This window comes from Azospira sp. MPR-E4, from assembly GCF_058809645.1.
The window spans coordinates 30,868-50,209 of record NZ_JBXAST010000021.1; the positions used below are offsets into that span (position 1 = coordinate 30,868).

Here is a 19,342-nt window from a genome sequence, read left to right on the forward strand (position 1 = left end):
CACCATGCAACGCTACTACCCGGTGATCCGCGTCCTGGGCATGATCATCCTGGTCTTCGGGCTGACCATGCTGGTACCCCTGGCCGTCTCCTGGATCATGGACGACGGCGCCCAGGCCGCCTACGACGAAGCCATCCTGGTGACGGTGGCCTCCGGCCTGCTGCTGGCCGGCGCCACCCGCCGCACCAAGGGTGATCTCTCGGTGCGGGACGGCTTCCTCATGGTGGTGCTGGTGTGGACCGTGCTGCCCCTCTATGCCGCCCTGCCCCTCATGTACCACGCGGACCTCTCCTTCACCGACGCCTATTTCGAGACCGTCTCGGGCCTCACCACCACCGGCGCCACGGTCATGGTGGGGCTGGACGATCTGCCCCTTTCCATCAACCTGTGGCGCTGCGAACTGGTGTGGCTGGGGGGCATGGGCCTGATCGTGCTGGCCGTGGCCATCCTGCCCCTGCTGGGCATCGGCGGCCGCCAGATGTTCAAGGCCGAGACCCCGGGGCCCATGAAGGAATCGAAGCTGACGCCGCGCATCGCCGAAACCGCCAAGGGTCTGTGGGGCGTCTATGTGCTGATCACCGCGGCCTGCATCCTGGGCTTCCGCTGGGCCGGCATGGACTGGGCCGATGCGGTCATGCACGCCTTTTCCACCATGGGCCTGGGTGGTTTTTCCAGCCACGACGCCAGCTTCGGCTACTGGGATTCCCCCGCCATCGAACTGGTCACCGAGTTCTTCATGCTCCTGGCCGGCATGAACTTCGCCACCCACTTCCTGGCCCTGCGCGGCCGCAGCATTTCTCCCTACCTGCTGGATCCGGAGGCCCGCTGGTTCCTGCTGGTCACCGTCGGCAGCGTGTTCGCCCTGGCGGTGTTCCTCAAATTTCACGAGGTCTATCCGGACTTCGCCACGGCCCTGCGCTTTTCTGCCTTCAACACTATCTCCATCGCCACCACCACCGGCTTCGCCAACACGGACTACAACCTGTGGCCCATGTTCGCCCCCCTGTGGATGCTCTTCCTCTGCAGCTTTGCCACCAGCGCCGGCTCCACCGGTGGCGGCATCAAGATGATGCGGGCCATCATCCTCTACAAGCAGGTGTTCCGGGAGCTGGTGCGGGCCATGCATCCGGCGGCGGTCTGTCCGGTGCGCCTGGGGACGGAGCCGGTGCCCCAGAACATCCTGTTCGCCGTGCTGGCCTTCGGCTTCATGTACATGGTCAGCCTGGTTTCCCTGACCCTGGTCCTGTCCTTTTCCGGGCTGGAGATCATCACCGCCTTTTCCGCCGTGGTGGCCATGGTCAATAACACCGGCCCGGGGCTGAACGAGGTGGGGCCGGCCACCAACTATCAGTCCCTCAGCGACTTCCAGACCTGGGTCTGCTCCTTCGCCATGCTCCTCGGCCGCCTGGAAATCTTCACCCTGCTGGTGGTGCTGACGCCGGCCTTCTGGCGCAAGTGAGGCTTGTCGATCTGGGGGCGGCTTGATCTATCCCAATGACAGGGGTGGGGGTTCCGAAGGATAATCCGGGTCTTTCTAGCTAACCCGGCGGAGCCCCCTGTGACCCGACCCCGCAACGACACCTTCCTGCGCGCCCTGCTGCAGGAACCCACCGATTACACCCCCCTGTGGCTGATGCGCCAGGCCGGCCGCTATCTGCCGGAATACCGGGAGACCCGGGCCCGCGCCGGCAGCTTCCTCGACCTGTGCAAGAACCCGGCCCTGGCCTGCGAAGTGACCCTGCAGCCCCTGGCCCGCTACGACCTGGATGCGGCCATCCTCTTCTCCGACATCCTCACCGTGCCCGACGCCATGGGCCTGGGCCTGTACTTCGCCGAAGGCGAAGGCCCCAAGTTCGAGCGTCCCCTGCGCGAAGAATGGGCCATCCGCGACCTGCAGGCCCCGGACCCCTACGAGCACCTGCGCTACGTCACCGACGCGGTGAGCGAGATCCGCCGCGCCCTGGACAACTCCGTGCCCCTCATCGGCTTCTCCGGCAGCCCCTACACCCTCTCCTGCTACATGGTGGAAGGCGGCTCCAGCGACGATTACCGGCATGTGAAGACCATGCTCTACAACCGTCCCGACCTGATGCACCGCATCCTCTCGGTGACCGCCGATGCCGTGACCTCCTACCTCAACGCCCAGATCGAAGCCGGCGCCCAGGCCGTGATGATTTTCGACTCCTGGGGCGGAGGTCTGTCCGCTGCGGCCTACGAGGAATTCTCCCTGCAGTACATGCGCCGCATCGTCGCCGGCCTGACCAAGGAGAAGGACGGGGAGAAGATTCCCTGCATCGTCTTCACCAAGGGCGGCGGCCTGTGGATCGAGAAAATCGCCGCCATCGGCTGCGATGCCGTGGGCCTGGACTGGACCATCGACATCGGCGAAGCCCGCCGCCGCACCAACGGCAAGGTGGCGCTGCAGGGCAACCTGGACCCCAATGTGCTGTTCGCCTCCCCCGAGGTGGTGCAGGCCGAAGCCAAGAAGGTGCTGGATTCCTACCACGCCGCCGGCGGCAGCAAGACCGGCCACGTTTTCAACCTGGGCCACGGCATTTCCCAGTTCACCCCGCCGGACCACGTCACGGCGCTGGTGGAAGCGGTGCACGGCCACAGCCGCAAGCTGCGGCAGCAGGGCTGATCCAGCCCTGCCCGGCGCTCCGCCCGGGGCGCCGGTCTGCAATCCCCCTCCCCGCCGCATGGCGGGGGGCGGCCTTCCCCACGGGGCCCCTGCCGTCAGCGGCTTCCCGCCTGCTTTTCCTCCCTGCTCCCGCCCTTTTCCCGTTCCCCTGCCCCATTCCGGGGATATCCGGCGCCCAGGGCCGTCCCCTGAAGTTTTTTCGCTCCTTCCCCTTGACTTATGCACAGAAAGAGGGCGCGGTGACGATTTGTTACAAAAGGCCGGCTATTACTTTGGGCATATTTGCAAGTCGTTGATTTATAAGGGTGATAGGAGTGCCTTATTTTGCAGCAAAGTGACAAAAACCCTTGCGGGGGGCCTGCTTAGCAAAATTATTCCGGCACAATCCACAAAGTTATCCACAGGAATTGTGAGTAAGTGAAAAAGTCCTTTCGGGCAAAGGGCTTGGCCCCTATTCAGGAGAAAGACGGCGAACTTGTGCCCCTAACTTGGGCTGAGAGTTGGGCTGCGCATTGGGCCGAGATCCCGCCCGTGGAAGCGGGGCCCGGCCCGGAAGATCCCCGCCGGTCCGCCGGCCTTTCCCAAAGGCCCCCGATCCCTTAAGCTTCCGGCCTTGCCGGTCTCATGCCGCCGGCCCCTTTGCCCATCCCCATGCCTGTCATCCGCGTCGCCCTCGACGTTCCCCTGCACCGCCAGTTCGACTACCTGGCCCCCGACGCCCAGCCCGACGACGTGGGCCGGCGGGTGCGGGCGCCCTTCGGCCGGGGCACGCGCATCGGCGTCATCACCGCCGTGCTCGGCGCCGACGAGGAAGGGGACCTGCCCCTGGACAAGCTGAAGGCGGCGGAAATCCTGCGGGATGACGTGCCGCCCCTGCCGCCGGACTGGTTCCGCCTCACCGAATTCTGCAGCAGCTATTACCAGGCCCCCATCGGCGAGGTCATGCTGGCGGCCCTGCCGGTGGGCCTGCGCCGTACCGATCCGCCCAAGGCCCGGGCGGTGAAGGCCAAGGTCAAGGCGGAGGCGCCCCAGGTGGCGCCCGAGCTGACCCCGGGCCAGGCCGAGGCCGTCGCCGCCGTACTGGCGGCGGGGGTGGGCACGGCGCCCCGTTTCGCCCCCTTCCTGCTCTACGGCATCACCGGCTCGGGCAAGACCGAGGTGTACCTGCGCCTGGTGGAGGCGGCCCTGGCCGGCGGCCATCAGGCCCTGCTGCTGGTGCCGGAAATCAACCTGACGCCCCAGCTGGAGGAGCGGGTGCGGCGCCGCTTCCCCGGCGTCGGCCTGGTCAGCCTGCACAGCGAACTCACCGAGGCCGCCCGCACCCGGCACTGGAAGGCGGCCTTCAAGGGCGAGGCCCGCATTGTCCTCGGCACCCGCCTTTCCATTTTCACGCCCCTGCCCGACCTGGGCCTGATCGTGGTGGACGAGGAACACGATCCCTCCTTCAAGCAGCAGGACGGCATGCGCTACTCGGCCCGGGACGTGGCCGTGTTCCGCGCCTGGCAGCGGGGCGTGCCCATCGTCCTGGGCTCGGCGACGCCGTCCCTGGAAACCTGGGCCAACGCCACCGGCGAGGGTATTCCCCGGCGCTACACCCTGCTTACCCTGGCGGACCGGGCCAACGCCGCCGCCTCCCTGCCGCCGGTGCGGCTGCTGGACACCCGCCGGGAGAAGCTCCAGGACGGCCTCTCCGCGGCCCTCCTGGCGGCCCTGCAGGTGCGCCTGGAACGGGGCGAGCAGAGCCTGGTGTTCCTCAACCGGCGCGGCTACGCGCCGGTGCTGGCCTGCCCCTCCTGCGGCTGGATTTCCCGCTGCCGCCGCTGCGCCGCCAACCTGGTGCTGCACCTGGCCGACCGGCGCCTGCGCTGCCACCACTGCGGCTTCGAGAACGGCATTCCCCGGGCCTGCCCCAGCTGCGGCAACCAGGACATCCATCCCTTCGGCCGCGGCACCCAGCGCCTGGAGACGACCCTGCAGGAACGCTTTCCCGAGGCCCGCATCCTGCGGGTGGACCGGGATTCGGCGAAGAGCCGCAAGCAGTGGGAAGCCCTGGCGGAAAAGATCCACGCCGGCGAGGCCGACATCCTGGTGGGCACCCAGATGCTGGCCAAGGGCCACGACTTTCCCCGCCTCACCCTGGTGGGCGTCACCGGCGCCGATGCGGCCCTCTTCGCCGCCGACTGGCGCGCCCCGGAGCGCCTCTTCGCCCAGCTGATGCAGGTGGGCGGTCGCGCCGGCCGGGCCGAACTGCCCGGCGAGGTGCTGATCCAGACCGAACACCCGGAACATCCCCTCTACGGCGCCCTGCAGCAGCACGACTTCGCCGCCTTTGCCGCCAGCCAGCTGGAAGAACGGCGCAGCGCCGGCTTTCCGCCCTACTCCTACCAGGTCATGCTGCGGGCCGAGGCGCCGGAGATGGGGCCGGCCCTGGAGTACCTGGCCCAGGCCCGGGCCCTGGGGGCCGACCTCAACGGCAACGGCCCGGTGCTGCTGTACGACCCGGTGCCCATGCGCATGGCCCGCCGGGCCAACCTGGAGCGGGCCCAGCTGCTCGCCGAATCCACCTCCCGCCCCGCCCTGCAGGCCTTCCTGGCCGAATGGCGGCCCCTGCTCGAAGGCATCAAGGCGCCCTCCCGCCTGCGCTGGCATCTGGAAGTGGACCCCCTGGAATTCTGAAGCCGGGGCGGCGGCCGTTGCCGGCCACACCCAGCCACATCCTGCCGCCAAGACCGTCCATCATTGCCGCCGGCAAGCCCGATGGAATACCCCCGCTCCGCTTCAACCCGCTGAAACACAAGCTTTTTTACATTTGGCAAGACTCTTGCAAAGGCTCTGGCCCGAGCCCATTCCGGGTCGGTTTTTTGTGGAGAGAAATCATGAGAATCCAGGATTGCCAGATGGATATCAGCTGTCAGCGCACGGCCAGCGAAACCCGGGAGAGCAGCTATGTCTTTCGGGTCGAGCGTGACGAGGAGTTCAAGAACATGATGAAAAGCTACGCCAACGACCGCAAGATCGTCGCTCAGGAGGTGGAGCCGAGGGCCTCGGCCATCGCCCTGGTGCCGGAAAGCTGGAGCAGCGGCGCCATCGCCAGCGGCGACGAAAGCCGCCGGCGCAGGGTTGACCAGCTGCTGCAGGAGATGATCACCCGGCTGTTCGCCATGCTCACCGCCGGCGACAAGGACTGCTGCTGCGACAAGGACGAGGACAGCGCCGGCCTGCCCGACCTGGGCCAGGGCAAAGGGGCGTCAGCCAGAACGCCGGCGGCGGGGGATTTTGAAGCCCAGCCCCGTATGCCCCGGGTGTGGGTGATGACCTGGGAATCGGAGACCAACCTCAAGGTGCGGGAAAGCGAATCCACCACGGTCTGCGCCAGTGGCAGCGTGCGCACCGCCGACGGCCGCTGCATCGACTTCGACCTGGAAGTGGCCATGCAACGCCAGTACGAGGCCGACTACCAACAGAAGGAAAGCGGTACCTGGGAACTGAAAGATCCCCTGGTGCTCAACTTCCCCGGCAAGGCGGCCGAGCTGGCCGACACTCGCTTCGACTTCGACCTGGATGCGGACGGCGACAAGGAGTCGGTGGCCGGCCTCGGCCGGGGCTCCGCCTTCCTGGCCCTGGACCGCAACGGCGACGGCGCCATCAACGACGGCCGGGAGCTGTTCGGCGCCCTTTCCGGCAACGGCTTCGCCGATCTCAAGGCCTACGACACGGACGGCAACAACTGGATCGACGAGGCCGACGCCATCTATTCCCAACTGCGGCTGTGGCAGCCCGGCGCCGACACGGCGGCAGCCGGAAAGGCGGGTCAGGAGGGCAAGAGCGCCGGCCTGCAGACCTTGCAGGAGGCGGGTGTGGGCGCCCTCTGGCTGGGCTCGGTGCAGAGCGAGTTCAGCCTCAAGGACGGGGACAACCAGCAGCAGGGCCAGGTGCGCCAGACCGGCGTCTGGCTGGCCGAGAACGGCGAGGCCGGTTCCCTGCAGCAGGTGGATCTGGCCACCACCTGAAGGGCTGGCCTCAGGCCTCTCCCGGGGCCAGTTCCGGCGTCCAGCACAGATGCCGGTTCTTGCCCCGGGCCTTGGCCTGGTACATGGCCGCATCGGCCCGGGCCATGAGCAGTTCCACGTTGTCGCCGTCCGCCGGGTAGAAGGCGATGCCGATGCTGGCGCCGACGCGGAAGCTGCGGCTGTCCAGCAGCACCGGCTCGTTGATGGCGGCGATGATGCGTCGCGCTGCCTCTTCCGTTTCTGCAATGCCCTGGCCGTTGTTGAGGTTCTCCAGGAGCACGGTGAATTCGTCGCCGCCCTGGCGGGAGACGCTGTCCACCTTGCGCAGCACGCTGGTGATGCGCCGCGCCACCTCCACCAGCAGGCGGTCGCCGGTGTTGTGGCCGGCGCTGTCGTTCACCGCCTTGAAACCGTCCAGGTCCATGAACATCAGGGCCAGGCCGGTGCCGTTGCGTTCGGCCCGGGCCAGGGCCTGGCAGACCCGGTCCTGGAACAGGTTGCGGTTGGGCAGCTGGGTTAGGCCGTCGAAATGGGCCAGGTGCTCCATCTGCTCGGCCAGATGCTTCTGTTCGGTGATGTCGGAAAAGACGTGCACGTAGTGGGTGAGGCGGCCTTCGCCGTCGCGCAGGGTCGAGATATCCAGCAGGCAGGCGAAGAGATGGCCGTCCTTGTGCCGCTGCCACACCTCCCCCTGCCAGAAACCACGACTCTGCAGGGCCTGGTGCATGTGGTGGTAGAACTCGGCGTCGTGCACGCCGGAGGCCAGCAGGCCGGGGGAATGGTCTTCCACCTCCTCCGGCGCGTAGCCGGTCATCAGGCAGAAGGCCGGATTGACGCGGAAGATGCGCTCGCTGGCATCGGTGACCATGACCGCCTCGTGGGTCTGGGCCACGATGGCGTCGGAGAGCCACAGCTGGCGCTGCTCTTCCCGCAGCTGGGTGAGGTCGTGGCCGATCAGGGCGACGTGGCTGATGTGGTCGCTGCCATCGTGTACCGGCACCGCGGTCCAGCGCACGGTGCGCTCGCCGCTGGGGTAGGTGGTGGTCTGTTCGGCCTCCTGCACCTGGCCGCTGCGCACCGTCTGCTCCAGCATCAGCTGGCGGCGCAGGGCATCTTCCGGCGTCAGCACCTGGTCCAGGGGATGGTGCTGCATTTCCTCGGCGCGGCGGCCGGCCAGGGTCAGGGCGGCGGGATTGAAATAGCGATAGTGGAAGTGGCCGCCGGGGTCCCGCTGCAGCATCACCATGGGATCGGGGGAGGCGGAGAAGACCGCGTGGGCCGCCTCCACTTCCTGCCGCGCCTGGCGCAGGCGGGCCAGCAGCCACCACAGGAGCAGCCCGGTGAGCAGCAGCGCGGCGGTGCTGGCGGCGGTGATGCGACGATAACTGCGGGCCCGCTCCTGGTAGGGCGCCAGGACCTGGGCCTCGTCGAAACCCGCCACCACGGATAGGGCCAGGCCCGGCATCTGGCCGTAGCTGTAGAGGCGCATGGTGCCGTCGAAGGAACTGGGGGCGCGGAAGCGCCCGTCGCTGCCCTGGTGCAGGGCCCGCAGCAGGGGGGCGCCGTCGCTCAGGGTCTGGCCGATGGCGGTTTCCTTGTCGGTGACGCGCACCCGCAGCACCCGGTCGTAGCCAATGAGGCCCAGCACGGTGCCGGCCTGCAGCCCCACTTCCTGATAGAAGCGGGCCAGGTACTGGGGGTCCACCGAGGCCACGGCGACGCCGGCGAAGCTGCCGTCCTGGTGGTTGAGGCGGCGCGAGAGCTGGATCGACCACTTGCCCGAGGCCCGGCCCAGCACCGGCTTGCTGATGAAGACCTGGCCGCTGTCCCGGTCCACATGGACCTGGAAGTGCTCCCGGTCCTTCAGGTTGACCTGCTTGAAGGGGACGTTGCTCCACTGCAGTTCGCCGTCGGCCCCGATCACCCCCAGCTGGACGAAGATGGAACTGTGCTCCAGGGCCCGGCGGAATTCGCTGAACTCCCGGGTACCCGGCCGCTCCTCGAACTCGGCCTTGAGCAGGCGGAGAATCTGGTCCGCCGTGGTCAGGGTGTTGTGGCTGTGTTCCTGGAAGGTGCGGCGCAGATAGTCCAGCTGGCGGTAGCCGTGTTCCAGCTCCCGTTCCTTCTCGTGGGCGAGGATGATATCCACCGCAGCCCACAGCAGGGCGCTGAGGAGCAGGGCCAGCAACAGGGGCAAGGCCTCGACACCACGCCGGATGGGGCGCAGGGAGACCTGGGGTCTGATGGGCGCGTCAGTCTTCATCGGCACGTCCTGTGGCCATGGGAGCCGCTCCTGGCGGTGCATTCCGCCTATATGACTTTAATCCCATCCTAGTATGCCGATGCCGGCAAGGTTTAACGTACGTCAAACAATGGGCATTCAGTCGCGGCGCGGATGCCAGGTGGTGGCGGCCGCGGCAGCCGCCTGGGGATTGGCCCGCAGCCAGTCGGCCCGCTGCCGCAGGCGCCGGCTCCAGTCCGGGGTCAGGCCCGGGGTGGCGGCCAGGTGCTCCAACAGTTCCAGGGGCGGCCGGTGGATCTGCCAGCCCTGCCACAGTTCGGCCAGGGACACCGGGTCCGGGTTGCGCGCTTCCAGTTGCAGGGCATCGCCCACCCGGGCCGAGCCCGGGGTGAGGACGCGGAAATACCAGCCGGTGAGGCCGTGCTCGGCGATGTGGGCGGCGATGCCGTCGGCGCCGTGGCGGGAGTCGATTTTCCAGCAGGGGGAGCGGGGCTGGGAAACCTGCAGGCGGGCGCTGCCGAAGACGTAGATGTCGCCGACGCAGACCTGGGCCTCGTCGGTGCCGGCCACCGCCAGGTTTTCCCCCAGGCTGCCGGGTACCAGGGTGCTTGCCGCCTCGGGAAAGGCCGCCGCCAGCTTGCCGTAGTGGTCGCTGGGGTAAAGATGGACGGCCTTCTCCGGCCCGCCATGGACGCGCCGGTCGGCCTGGGCGTCGCCCTCCAGACCGAGGGGGCCGATGGCCAGCGGGCCGTCCACGGCATTCTTGTAGATAGCCGTGGGGCGGCCTTCCGGCAGGGCGGAAACGGGACCGACGGCGAGGCGGGAGACGATCAGGGCCATGCTTTCACTTTCAGGCAATCACCACAGCCAGGCGGCGCCCCGCACTCCGGAGGAGTCGCCGTGCACGGGCGGCAGCAGGCGGGTGGCGATGTGGTCGGAAAAGACGTGGGGTGCCCACAGGCGGGGCACGTTGGCATAGAGCCGTTGCAGGTTGGACAGACCGCCGCCGAGGACGATCACGTCCGGGTCCACGATATTCATCACCGTGGCCAGGGCCCGCGCCAGACGGGCTTCATAGCGCTGCAGGGTGGCCTCGCAGCGGGCGTCGCCGGCGGCCGCGGCGGCGGCGATGGCGGCCGTCTCCATGGCTTCGCCGCCGTGGCGTTGATGGTCGGCCGCCAGGGCCGGGCCCGAGAGATAGGTTTCGACGCAGCCGTGGCGGCCGCAGTAGCAGGGCGGCAGGGGCAGGTCGTCGGCTCCGGCGCCGGGCAGGGGGATGTGGCCCCACTCGCCGGCGATGCCGTTGGCACCCCGCAGCACTTGGCCGTCGATGACCAGGCCGCCGCCGACCCCGGTGCCGAGGATGACGCCGAAGACGCAGCGGGCGCCCCGCCCGGCCCCGTCCATGGCTTCGGACAGGGCGAAGCAGTTGGCGTCGTTGGCCAGGCGCACCGGCCGCTGCAGCAGGGCCTCCAGGTCCCGACCCAGGGGCTGGCCGATGAGGCAGGTGGAATTGGCGTTGCGGATGTGGCCGGTGAGGATCGATTCGCTGCCGGGCATGCCGACGCCGACGCTGCCCGTCATCTGCAGCGCCGCTTCAGCCTCCCGCACCAGGCCTGCCACCGCCTGCAGGGTGGCGCCGTAGTCGCCCCGGGGCGTCGGCACCCGGCGGCGCAGCAGCTCCCGGCCGTCGTCGCCCAGGGCAATGATCTCGATCTTGGTGCCGCCCAGGTCGATGCCGAGACGCACGGTCACGCCCTCGGCAGCCGCAGAGGCGGGGTGGTCGCTATGGTGCGGATGGTGGCGGGGATGGGCATTGCAGCGTCGGCAAATGGCAGGCGGGCCATTCTGGCACAGGGGCGGGAGCGGGAAAAGCCGGCCGGGACGCGGGGCAGCCCGCATTGGCGTTTGCCAAGTCGGACGGCATAATCCCCGGGCTCGTAGCCTTGTCTTTTACTCCATCCCTTTTTTGGAATCCCCATGCGCTCATCAATCCGCAACCTGCTGCTCCTTGTCCTTCTGCTCGGGGGCTCTGCAGCCCTGGCCGAGCCGGCCAGCGAAGCCTCGGTCCGGCGCCTGCTGGAGGTGACCCAGGCCCGCGCCCTGTTGCAGCAAGTGCAGCAGCAGGCCCAGGGCATGATGCAGGGCCTGGCGCAGCAGAGCCTGCGGGGCAAGTCGCCGACCCCGGCCCAGGAGGCGGCCATCACCCGGATGACGGCGCGCATGGTGGCCCTGATCCAGGAGCAGTTGTCCTGGGAGCGCCAGGAGCCGATGTACATGCGCCTTTATACCCAGACCTTCACCGAGGACGAAGTGGCCGGCATGCTCGCCTTCTACGAAACGCCGGCGGGCCGCGCCACCATCGAGAAGATGCCCCTGGTGCTGCGTCAGATATCCCAGGAGTCCCAGCGCTCCATGGCGGAAATGGGCGCCCAGCTGAAGGCAATCCAACGGGATTTCGTGGCCGAGATGCAGGCCGCCAGCGGCAAGCCCTGAAAGGATTTTCCTCGAAAAAAAACCGGCCCCTCGGGGCCGGTTTTCGTTTGGGCGGAAAGAACCGCCCGGCTTACTTCTTCCAGGCGTCGGCCTGCACCAGGGAGTCGTCGCGCCAGGCTTCCCGGGCGGCCTTGTTGGCCATCCAGTTGGGCATGAAGGTGAAGGCTTCGTCCAGCAGGTGCGGGGTGTGGCGGCCGGGGGAGTAGCGCAGGGAACGCTCGTAGTACTCCTGCAGGGCCGGCTTGAAGTTGGGGTGGGCACACTTCTCGATGACCACCTTGGCCCGGGCCTTGGGGGAGAGGCCACGCAGGTCGGCCAGGCCCTGTTCGGTGACGATCACCTGCACGTCGTGCTCGGTGTGGTCCACGTGGGAAACCATGGGCACGATGCAGGAGATGGTGCCGCCCTTGGCGCTGGAGGGGGTCATGAACATGGAGATGAAGGCGTTGCGGGCGAAGTCGCCGGAGCCGCCGATGCCGTTCATGATGGAAGTGCCCATGATGTGGGTGGAGTTCACGTTGCCGTAGATGTCGGCTTCGATGAGCCCGTTCATGGCGATGACGCCCAGGCGGCGGATCACTTCCGGATGGTTGGAGATCTCCTGGGGCCGCAGGATGATCTTGTTCTTGAAGTCCTTCAGGTTGGCGGTGAGATCGGCCAGGGCCTCGGGGGAGAGGGAGAAGGAGGTGGCGGAAGCACAGGTCATCTTGCCGCACTTCAGCAGTTCCAGCATACCGTCCTGCAGCACTTCGGTGTAGGCGGTGAGGTTCTCGAAGGGGCCGTCCTTGAGACCGGCCATCACGGCATTGGCCACGTTGCCGACGCCGGACTGCAGGGGCAGCAGATTGGTCGGCAGGCGGCCCATCTTCACCTCATGCTGGAGGAAGTCCAGGATGTGGCCGGCGATCAGCTTGGAGTTGGCGTCCGGCGGGGTGAAGGCGGAGTTGCGGTCCGGCTTGTTGGTTTCAACGATGGCGATGATCTTGCTGGGATCGACGTTGAAGTAAGGCTGGCCGATGCGGTCTTCGGTGCGGATGATGGGGATGGGCTTGCGGTGGGGCGGCAGGGCGGTGCCGTAATAGATGTCGTGCATCCCTTCCAGGTCCAGGCTCTGCCAGGAGTTCACTTCCAGGATGATCTTGTCGGCCTGGTCCAGCCAGGTCTTGTTGTTGCCGACGGAGGAGGACGGAATCAGCTTGCCGTCCTCGGTGATGCCGGCCACTTCCACCACGGCCACATCCAGCTTGCCGAGGAAGCCGCCCCAGACGAACTGGGAAACGTGGGACAGGTGGATGTCGATGTATTCCATTTCGCCGGCGTTGATGCGCTTGCGGCAGGTGGGGTCGGACTGGTAGGGCAGACGCATCTCGACGCCGTCCACCATGGCCAGGGCGCCGTCCAGTTCGGGGGCGGTGGAAGCGCCGGTCCAGACGCCGATCTTGAACTTCTTGCCGTTCAGATTGGAGTCCATGATGTGCTTGGCGAGGGCGGCGGGCACGACCTTGGGGTAGCCTGCGCCGGTGAAGCCGCTCATGCCGACGTTCATGCCGGACTGAATGAGGGCGGCGGCCTGTTCGGCCGACATGATCTTGCTGCGCATGGCAGCGTTAAGAATCCGGGTTCCGGACATGGGTGAAACTCCTGCTGTTGATTGTGGGTGTCAGCAACGGCCCGGACTTTCTTGGGTGGCCCGGGTCCAGCGGCTGGCTGGTCTCAAAGGTGATGCACGCCGGCGGGACGCGGATGGGCGTCCGTTAACGTGAAAAAACCGCCCGTGTTGCGGGCGGCCTCTCCGCAAGTCAGATCAGGCCGGCGAGCCGATCTGGGCGATCGCAGCCTCGTAGGCCGCGTGGGTGTCCTGGTGAGAATTCACCGAAATGTTCATGTCGTTGGCCAGGCCGTCGGCCAGGCCGTAGACCCAGCCGTGCACCGTCAGGTCCTGGCCCCGGTCCCAGGCATCGCGGACCACGGTGGCATGGCAGACGTTGAGCACCTGCTCGATGACGTTGAGTTCGCACAGGCGGTCCAGGCGGACAGCCGGGTCGGCGATGGCATTGAGCATGGCCAGGTGCTTCTGGCGCACGTCCTGGATGTGGCGCAGCCAGTTGTCCACCAGGCCGACGCGCAGGTTGTCGAGCACCGCCTTGACGCCGCCACAGCCGTAGTGGCCCACCACCAGGATGTGCTTCACGTGCAGCACATCGACGGCGTACTGCAGCACCGAGAGGCAGTTCAGGTCGCTATGCACCACCACGTTGCCGATGTTGCGATGGACGAACACTTCCCCCGGTTGCAGGCCGGTGATCTGGTTGGCCGGGACCCGGGAATCGGAACAGCCGATCCACAGGTATTCGGGATTCTGTAATGTGGCGAGGCGGTCGAAGAATTCCGGATCTTCGGAACGAATGCGTTCCGACCATATCCGGTTCTGTTCGAAAAGGTGGTCAAGACTGGATGCCATGCATGGCCTTCCATTACATAATTATGAATAACGGCATTTTACCCCATGGCGCCGGGTAGGTCGAAGGTCGGGGGCGAAGGGCCGGGAGAGGGGTAGAATCGAGGCCTGCACCAGGGCGCCAAGCCCAGGCCCGGCGGGCCCTGCCGCCACAGGAGAGCACACCATGATCGTCAAGTTCCAGTCCGTCGCCACCGCCGACATCATCACTTTCGCCGACGTGGCCCGGGTTCTGCTGAAAATTCTCGGCAAGGAGCCCACCGCCCGGGGCGTCATCGTGCCCGAAGACATGACCGAGGCCCTGGCCCGCCTGGCGGCCCTCTGCCACAAGGAAGGGGAAAGCGCCGAGGCGGCGCCGGACAGCGGCGTCGGCGTCGAGGCCCACGAACTGGTGGCCCTCTCCCAGCGGGTGCAGCCCTTCATCCGCATGTTCGACCGGGCCCATCTGGCGGGTAAGCCGGTGACCTGGACGGCGGCCAAGGATTTCTACGAAGACTGAAGGCGCCTTCAGCAGCTGCGCATGACGAAGACGATGGCCGCGGCGAAGGCCAGGGCCAGGATGCCGGCCACGGCGATGCGCCGCTGATTGTCCGGGGAGCGCTGCTGGCGTTGTGCTTCCACCAGGTTCACCACCTCGCCGATGAGCACCATGCCGCTCAGGGCCAGGCCGGCGGAGAGGTAGAAAAGGGTGACGATGGCGCCGTTTTCCGAGAGGCGGCACAGGTAGCCGGGGTAGAACTGGGGCTTGGCCAGGGACAGGTAGCCGATGAACATGACCAGACCGGCCGGCACCAGCACGGCCAGCAGCAGTTTCCAGGCGTGCTTGCTGAAGAGCCAGCGCACGCCCAGGATCAGGTCGCCCCACAGTGCCTTGAGTACGGACAAATTCCGCCCTCCCCGTTTGCCATTGGCTCCATCATAAGAGGGGACGGCCTCAGCCGCCATGGGTATTTACCCCGCCTCAGCCGGCGGGCTGGTCCACCATCACGTAGCGTTTTTTCACCGCCTCGATCACCTTGAACACCCCGCTGAAGCCGGCGGGAATGATGGCCGCCTCGCCGGGCCCGTATTCCCGTACCTCGCCGCTGTCGGCAATGAGTTGCAGCCGTCCTTCCAGCACCTGGAAGAACTCGTGGCGATGGGCGTGGAAGGCGATCTTCCAGGCCCCCGGCTCGCAGGCCCACACACCCATGGAAATGCCCTGCTGCTCATACAGCTCCCAGGTGGTGCGCCGGGGCGGCGCGCCGATACAGCGTTCCGGGGCCGGCTGGTCCAAGGTGGGCGCCGGCAGCGGGTCGGCGAAGTGGATGGCGCGGGGGGCTGTCATGGCGGGCTTCTCCACGATGCTCAGGCGCCGATCCAGCCCTGGCGCAGGGCCTGGGCGGTCCGGTCGGCCTTGGCAGTGAGGCTGAGCTTGGCGGTGTCGGCCGCCGGGGCGGCCAGGGTCAGGTTGGCTTCGATCAGTTCGTCGCGGCGGAAGGCGTGCAGCTGTACCTGATCCCCCGCCCGGTGGCGCTTGAGGCGCTTGTCCAGGGCGGCGGGGGTGAGCTTGAGGCCGTCCCAGGCGATCAGCACGTCGCCGGCCGAGAGACCCGCCGCTTCCGCCGGGCCGCCGTTGTACACGCTGGTCAGCTTCACCTCGCTACCCTCGCCGCCGGTCTTGGCCCCGAGGACAGGCAAGCTGGAAGCCGCTTCCCAGGCCAGGGTGACGCCGAAGGGCTTCAACAGCCGCTCCAGGGGCAGATCGCCGGTGCCCGTCACCGCCTGCTTCAGCCAGCGGGCGGCAGCCGCTCCGCCCACCTCGGCCACGGCGGCGAAGACGCTGTTAGGCCCCTCCTCCGCCACGCCCATGCCAGTACGGCCATGGCGCTGCCACAGCAGCTGCATCACCTGATCCAGGTTCGCCTTGCCGCCGCTCTCGGCCCGCAGCTTCAAGTCCAGGGCCAGAGCGATGAGGGAGCCCTTGGCATAGTAGCTGACCACGGCGTTGGGAGCGTTTTCGTCCTGCCGGTAATACTTGGTCCAGGCGGTGAAGGAGGATTCGGCCACGCTCTGCAGGTGGCGCCCCGGGCCCTTCTTCACGGCGCTGGCAGTCTTGGCCAGCAGGTTGAGATAGGTGGCGCTGTCGATGGCGCCGCTCTTCACCAGGCAGAGGTCGTCGTAATAGGAAGTGAAACCCTCGAAGGCCCACAGCAGGCGGGTGTAGGCCTCCTGGGTGAGGTCGTAGGGGACGAAGGCGGCGGGCTTGATGCGCTTCACGTTCCAGGTGTGGAAATACTCGTGGCTGCACAGGCCGAGGAAGGTGACGTAGGCCTCGGGCAGGGGGCCGCTGGCGGGTGTATTGCTGTTGGGCAGGTCGTCCCGGGAACAGAGCAGGGCCGTGGAGGCGCGATGCTCCAGGCCGCCGTAGCCGTCGCCCACGGCCATCACCAGGAAGACGTAGCGGTCCATGGGGGCCTTGCCGCCAAAGAGATCGATCTGCCACTCGCAGATGGGCTTGAGGTCGGCGGCCAGACGCTTCAGGTCCACGTCCGTGCGGCCGGTGACGGCGATGGCATGGGGCACGCCCCGGGCCTTGAATTCGACGAGGGCGAAAGTACCCATCTCCACCGGATGGTCGATCAGTTCGTCGTAGTCGGCGGCCCGGTAGCGGCCGAAGCCGTAGAGGTCGGCGGCGCCCTTCTCCCCTTTGGCCACGGGCAGGCTGGTGGCCACCCGCCAGGCGGCGTAGGCCTTGCCCTGGGGCTTCACCAGTTCCACCCGGCAAGGCCGGTCTTCCTGGCCCAGGGCGCAGAGAAAGACGCTGGTGCCGTTAAAGAAGCCGTGGCTGGCATCCAGATGGGCGCCCCGCACCGAGAGGTCCCAGGCGTAGACCTCCATGGTCACGCTCAAGGCGGTGCCGGCGGGCACCTTCTCCGCCTGCCAGGTGGCCTTGTCGATCTGGGTCAGGCCCACCGCCTTGCCGCCGGCACTGGCCTCGATGCGCACGATATTCTTGGCGAATTCGCGGATCATGTAGCTGCCTGGAATCCAGGTGGGCAGGGCAAAGCGTTGCCCCGCCGGGTCCGGGTCGGTTACGGTGCACGTCACCTGGAACAGATGGGCCTCGGGCCTGAGCGGCACCAGGCGGTAATCGACAGACGGCAGAGCGACGGAAGGAGTTTTCTTGGCCATGGGAATCACGCGGAGTCAGAGTGAAGGGCGGCGGGGCCGCCGCTGGAGCATGGCCGCCATTCTAGCCTGCCTGCTGCTGACCGCCCTCGCCCCCCTCCCGGCCCGGGCCGCCGGCACCGTGGCGGTGGACGTGGGCCACGGCCTGTGGGACTCCGGCGCCATCAGCGCCCGGGGCGCCACCGAATTCGACTTCAACCTCAACCTGGCCCGGGTGCTGCAGCCGGTGCTGGAAGCCCGGGGCCTCACGGTGCGTCCGGTGAATTTCGACGGCGAAATCGAAAGCCTGCAGGCCCGGGTGGATGCCGCCGCCGGCAGCGACTTCCTGCTTTCCATCCATCACGACTCGGTGGCCTCCTTCAAGCTCACCGCCTGGAACTGGATGGGCGAAGACCTGGACTTCGCCGACGAGGACCGGGGCTTCGCCCTCTTCATCTCCCACCGCAATCCCCGGCTGGAAGAAAGCCTGGCCTGCGCTTCCGCCATGGGGCGGGCGCTGCGGGCCCGGGGCTTCATCCCCGCCACCCACCACGGCACCACCGCCGCCGGCACGCCCCGGCCCTGGGCGGACGAGGAGAACGGGGTGCGCTTCTACGACACGCTGTTCGTCATCTCCCACGGGGCGATGCCGTCGGTGCTGTTCGAGGCGGGGGTGTTGAAGCATCGGGATGAGGAGTTGTTGTTGCGGGATCGTTCGCGGCAGAAGGTTATGGCAGACGGATTGGCGGAGGGGTTGGCGGCCTGCTTGGCTGTGGGGAAGTGAGGCTTCGGGAGAGGCAATGGGGACGGGCGTCTTCGGCATGGGGGTGGCCGAGAGTGGCGTGGATATTGTCTTTTTGGCCGATGGGGTTTGGGGATTCTTCAGGCGTGGTTTGTTGATTGACGGCTGTGTTCCGCGCCTGGCGCGCGTGTTCCTTTTCTTGCTTCCCCAAGAAAAGGAACCAAAAGAAGGGGAACCCTCACCCCCGGCCCTCCGGGCTCCCCTGCGCTGCTCAGTCGAGCGGGGCGGCTGCGGAACTCGGGCCTAAAGGCCCTCAAACAGTCCTCGCCGAAAGCCCCCCGCCCGCCTTGCGCTGCTCGGCGGGGGTGGAAGGGGGGACGCCCTCGTCAAAATTTAGTGCGCATTCCTTTGACATTATTCGTGATGGGGTCATAGGATGCTCCGAGGTCTTGATTCAATATTAAGGTTGTTGGCTACTGAGCTTTGGCCAGGTTTGATATCGCCAAATTGGGGGACTGGTCTGTGCAAAAATTTGTCGTAGAGAGCCTGAGAGACTTCGTTAGCACAACAGAGTTCTTTGATTTGCTGGCGGAGTTAGTTGTTTTTCGAGGACAAGCAATTAAGGGCAACTTGGTTCCAAGTATTGCAAGGCTAGATCCCAAGATTGATACCACTAAAGAAGAAAAGCAGATGTTGGAGCAACTACAGATATTGGGAGCCTCATATCTGTCAGGTGTGGAACACAATTCCTTAAATCTTTTGGTATTGGCCCAACATTTTGGTCTTAGAACTCGCCTCCTTGATTGGACAAGTAACCCGTTGGTTGCACTGTGGTTTGCCTGCGCAGATAGGGAACCGGGGGATGCTTACGTCTATGCGTTGATGGCGGATGGATTTCAGGAAAAGAATGTCTATTCACAGGACCCTTTTGAAACTACACAGACACGTGTTTTCCAGCCCCGATTAAATAACCCGAGAATCATTGCTCAGCATGGTTGGTTCACGCTTCATCGATACTCAAAGACCCAGAAAAAATTTGTGGGGATTGAACACAATTCGCATGCAAAGAACAATTTGATTGAGGTCCGCATTCCTGCTGAGAAGAGACAAGATATCGTTGGTTCGTTAGAACGCCATGGAATTAGTCGCCGTACTCTATTTCCTGATCTTGAAGGGCTATGCGCTCACCTGAACTGGAAGCATCAACCCGTTAAGATGTAAGTGGTCGTGGCACCGAAAGGCCCTGTGCGGCGCCGAGCAACGCAGCTTCTGGCGGGACAAGGGCGAGCACTGTTTGAGGGCCTTTTAGGCCCGAGTTGCGCAGCCCCCGCCGGAAGCGAGTAGCGCAGGGGACCCCGAAGGGGCGCCAAACCGGGCTCGCGTTTTCTTTGGCTCCTTTCTTTTGGCGAGACAAAAGAAAGGACGCCCGCGCGTCAGGCGCGGAACCCAGCCGTAAAACACCCCATCACGTCTGAGACGAAGCGACGCCTTCCGAGGCGAAGACCCCAAACCAACCTCAGAGAAAAATCGGCTCCGGCGTCAGCCCGACGCCAAACTTCTCCCGCACACCGGCCTGCACGGCCCCCATCACCGCCCCCACATC

Annotated in this window: 16 protein-coding genes; 8 read left to right on the forward strand and 8 right to left on the reverse strand. The window is 66.4% G+C overall.

Features of this window, described 5'->3' with window-relative positions:
• Nucleotides 1-4 precede the first annotated feature (4 nt).
• From AC1RTA_RS08490 to AC1RTA_RS08505, 4 genes are all read left to right on the forward strand, one after another.
• Entirely contained in the window at nt 5-1,459 is a 1,455-nt protein-coding gene (locus AC1RTA_RS08490) for a TrkH family potassium uptake protein (RefSeq protein WP_492784486.1), read from the forward strand.
• Nucleotides 1,460-1,558: 99 nt separating this feature from the next.
• Nucleotides 1,559-2,641, forward strand: a complete 1,083-nt coding sequence (gene hemE / locus AC1RTA_RS08495; protein ID WP_014235914.1) for a uroporphyrinogen decarboxylase — start codon at nt 1,559-1,561, stop codon at nt 2,639-2,641.
• 651 nt (nt 2,642-3,292) lie between these two features.
• The gene (locus AC1RTA_RS08500) at nt 3,293-5,317 is read left to right on the forward strand and encodes a primosomal protein N' (RefSeq protein ID WP_492784487.1); all 2,025 of its coding nucleotides are present in this window, start codon (nt 3,293-3,295) and stop codon (nt 5,315-5,317) included.
• Nucleotides 5,318-5,538: 221 nt separating this feature from the next.
• Nucleotides 5,539-6,651: an SPM autocatalytic domain-containing protein gene (locus tag AC1RTA_RS08505; RefSeq protein WP_492784488.1), complete on the forward strand. Its 1,113-nt coding sequence runs from the start codon at nt 5,539-5,541 to the stop codon at nt 6,649-6,651.
• A gap of 10 nt (nt 6,652-6,661) precedes the next feature.
• Here AC1RTA_RS08505 and AC1RTA_RS08510 read toward each other — a convergent pair whose 3' ends face one another.
• The 3 genes from AC1RTA_RS08510 to AC1RTA_RS08520 form a co-directional block, all read right to left on the reverse strand.
• The gene (locus AC1RTA_RS08510; RefSeq protein ID WP_492784489.1) at nt 6,662-8,914 is read right to left on the reverse strand and encodes a bifunctional diguanylate cyclase/phosphodiesterase; all 2,253 of its coding nucleotides are present in this window, start codon (nt 8,912-8,914) and stop codon (nt 6,662-6,664) included.
• 117 nt (nt 8,915-9,031) lie between these two features.
• Nucleotides 9,032-9,733 carry an MOSC domain-containing protein gene (locus tag AC1RTA_RS08515; RefSeq protein ID WP_492784490.1) on the reverse strand — a complete coding sequence of 234 codons (702 nt, stop codon included), beginning with the start codon at nt 9,731-9,733 and terminating at the stop codon, nt 9,032-9,034.
• A gap of 18 nt (nt 9,734-9,751) precedes the next feature.
• Nucleotides 9,752-10,642 carry an ROK family protein gene (locus tag AC1RTA_RS08520; protein WP_492784497.1) on the reverse strand — a complete coding sequence of 297 codons (891 nt, stop codon included), beginning with the start codon at nt 10,640-10,642 and terminating at the stop codon, nt 9,752-9,754.
• Nucleotides 10,643-10,873: 231 nt separating this feature from the next.
• Here AC1RTA_RS08520 and AC1RTA_RS08525 point away from each other — a divergent pair, with 231 nt between their 5' ends.
• The gene (locus AC1RTA_RS08525) at nt 10,874-11,389 is read left to right on the forward strand and encodes a DUF2059 domain-containing protein (protein WP_492784491.1); all 516 of its coding nucleotides are present in this window, start codon (nt 10,874-10,876) and stop codon (nt 11,387-11,389) included.
• 70 nt (nt 11,390-11,459) lie between these two features.
• On the opposite strand, the gene scpC is transcribed toward AC1RTA_RS08525, so the two are convergent.
• Nucleotides 11,460-13,019: a succinyl-CoA:acetate CoA-transferase ScpC gene (scpC, locus tag AC1RTA_RS08530; RefSeq protein ID WP_014235907.1), complete on the reverse strand. Its 1,560-nt coding sequence runs from the start codon at nt 13,017-13,019 to the stop codon at nt 11,460-11,462.
• A gap of 174 nt (nt 13,020-13,193) precedes the next feature.
• Nucleotides 13,194-13,850, reverse strand: coding sequence for a carbonate dehydratase (gene can, locus AC1RTA_RS08535; RefSeq protein ID WP_014235906.1), 657 nt, complete (start codon nt 13,848-13,850; stop codon nt 13,194-13,196).
• A gap of 163 nt (nt 13,851-14,013) precedes the next feature.
• Between can and AC1RTA_RS08540 the strand changes: the two genes are divergently transcribed.
• Complete coding sequence (locus tag AC1RTA_RS08540; protein ID WP_014235905.1) at nt 14,014-14,346, forward strand: DUF1840 domain-containing protein; 333 nt, start codon at nt 14,014-14,016, stop codon at nt 14,344-14,346.
• An 8-nt stretch (nt 14,347-14,354) separates the two neighbouring features.
• Here the strand turns inward: AC1RTA_RS08540 and AC1RTA_RS08545 are convergent, their stop codons facing one another.
• The 3 genes from AC1RTA_RS08545 to AC1RTA_RS08555 form a co-directional block, all read right to left on the reverse strand.
• The gene (locus AC1RTA_RS08545) at nt 14,355-14,732 is read right to left on the reverse strand and encodes a hypothetical protein (RefSeq protein WP_492784492.1); all 378 of its coding nucleotides are present in this window, start codon (nt 14,730-14,732) and stop codon (nt 14,355-14,357) included.
• Nucleotides 14,733-14,808: 76 nt separating this feature from the next.
• On the reverse strand, nt 14,809-15,174 hold the full coding sequence (locus tag AC1RTA_RS08550; protein ID WP_492784493.1) for a cupin domain-containing protein: 366 nt from the start codon (nt 15,172-15,174) through the stop codon (nt 14,809-14,811).
• A gap of 20 nt (nt 15,175-15,194) precedes the next feature.
• Nucleotides 15,195-17,021, reverse strand: a complete 1,827-nt coding sequence (locus tag AC1RTA_RS08555; RefSeq protein ID WP_492784494.1) for a M61 family metallopeptidase — start codon at nt 17,019-17,021, stop codon at nt 15,195-15,197.
• A 49-nt stretch (nt 17,022-17,070) separates the two neighbouring features.
• Between AC1RTA_RS08555 and AC1RTA_RS08560 the strand changes: the two genes are divergently transcribed.
• Nucleotides 17,071-17,781 carry an N-acetylmuramoyl-L-alanine amidase family protein gene (locus AC1RTA_RS08560; RefSeq protein WP_492784495.1) on the forward strand — a complete coding sequence of 237 codons (711 nt, stop codon included), beginning with the start codon at nt 17,071-17,073 and terminating at the stop codon, nt 17,779-17,781.
• Between the two features lie 480 nt (nt 17,782-18,261).
• Entirely contained in the window at nt 18,262-18,960 is a 699-nt protein-coding gene (locus tag AC1RTA_RS08565) for an FRG domain-containing protein (RefSeq protein ID WP_492784496.1), read from the forward strand.
• Nucleotides 18,961-19,342: the final 382 nt, after the last annotated feature.

What these genes read in the sequence shown, in the direction of transcription:
- AC1RTA_RS08550 (WP_492784493.1), bottom strand. Translation starts at nt 15,174, where the DNA reads ATGACAGCCCCCCGCGCCATCCACTTCGCCGACCCGCTGCCGGCGCCC.
- AC1RTA_RS08510 (WP_492784489.1), bottom strand. Translation starts at nt 8,914, where the DNA reads ATGAAGACTGACGCGCCCATCAGACCCCAGGTCTCCCTGCGCCCCATC.
- AC1RTA_RS08505 (WP_492784488.1), top strand. Translation starts at nt 5,539, where the DNA reads ATGGATATCAGCTGTCAGCGCACGGCCAGCGAAACCCGGGAGAGCAGC.
- AC1RTA_RS08525 (WP_492784491.1), top strand. Translation starts at nt 10,874, where the DNA reads ATGCGCTCATCAATCCGCAACCTGCTGCTCCTTGTCCTTCTGCTCGGG.
- AC1RTA_RS08560 (WP_492784495.1), top strand. Translation starts at nt 17,071, where the DNA reads ATGGCCGCCATTCTAGCCTGCCTGCTGCTGACCGCCCTCGCCCCCCTC.
- AC1RTA_RS08500 (WP_492784487.1), top strand. Translation starts at nt 3,293, where the DNA reads ATGCCTGTCATCCGCGTCGCCCTCGACGTTCCCCTGCACCGCCAGTTC.
- AC1RTA_RS08540 (WP_014235905.1), top strand. Translation starts at nt 14,014, where the DNA reads ATGATCGTCAAGTTCCAGTCCGTCGCCACCGCCGACATCATCACTTTC.
- can (WP_014235906.1), bottom strand. Translation starts at nt 13,850, where the DNA reads ATGGCATCCAGTCTTGACCACCTTTTCGAACAGAACCGGATATGGTCG.
- AC1RTA_RS08555 (WP_492784494.1), bottom strand. Translation starts at nt 17,021, where the DNA reads ATGGCCAAGAAAACTCCTTCCGTCGCTCTGCCGTCTGTCGATTACCGC.
- AC1RTA_RS08490 (WP_492784486.1), top strand. Translation starts at nt 5, where the DNA reads ATGCAACGCTACTACCCGGTGATCCGCGTCCTGGGCATGATCATCCTG.
- AC1RTA_RS08515 (WP_492784490.1), bottom strand. Translation starts at nt 9,733, where the DNA reads ATGGCCCTGATCGTCTCCCGCCTCGCCGTCGGTCCCGTTTCCGCCCTG.
- scpC (WP_014235907.1), bottom strand. Translation starts at nt 13,019, where the DNA reads ATGTCCGGAACCCGGATTCTTAACGCTGCCATGCGCAGCAAGATCATG.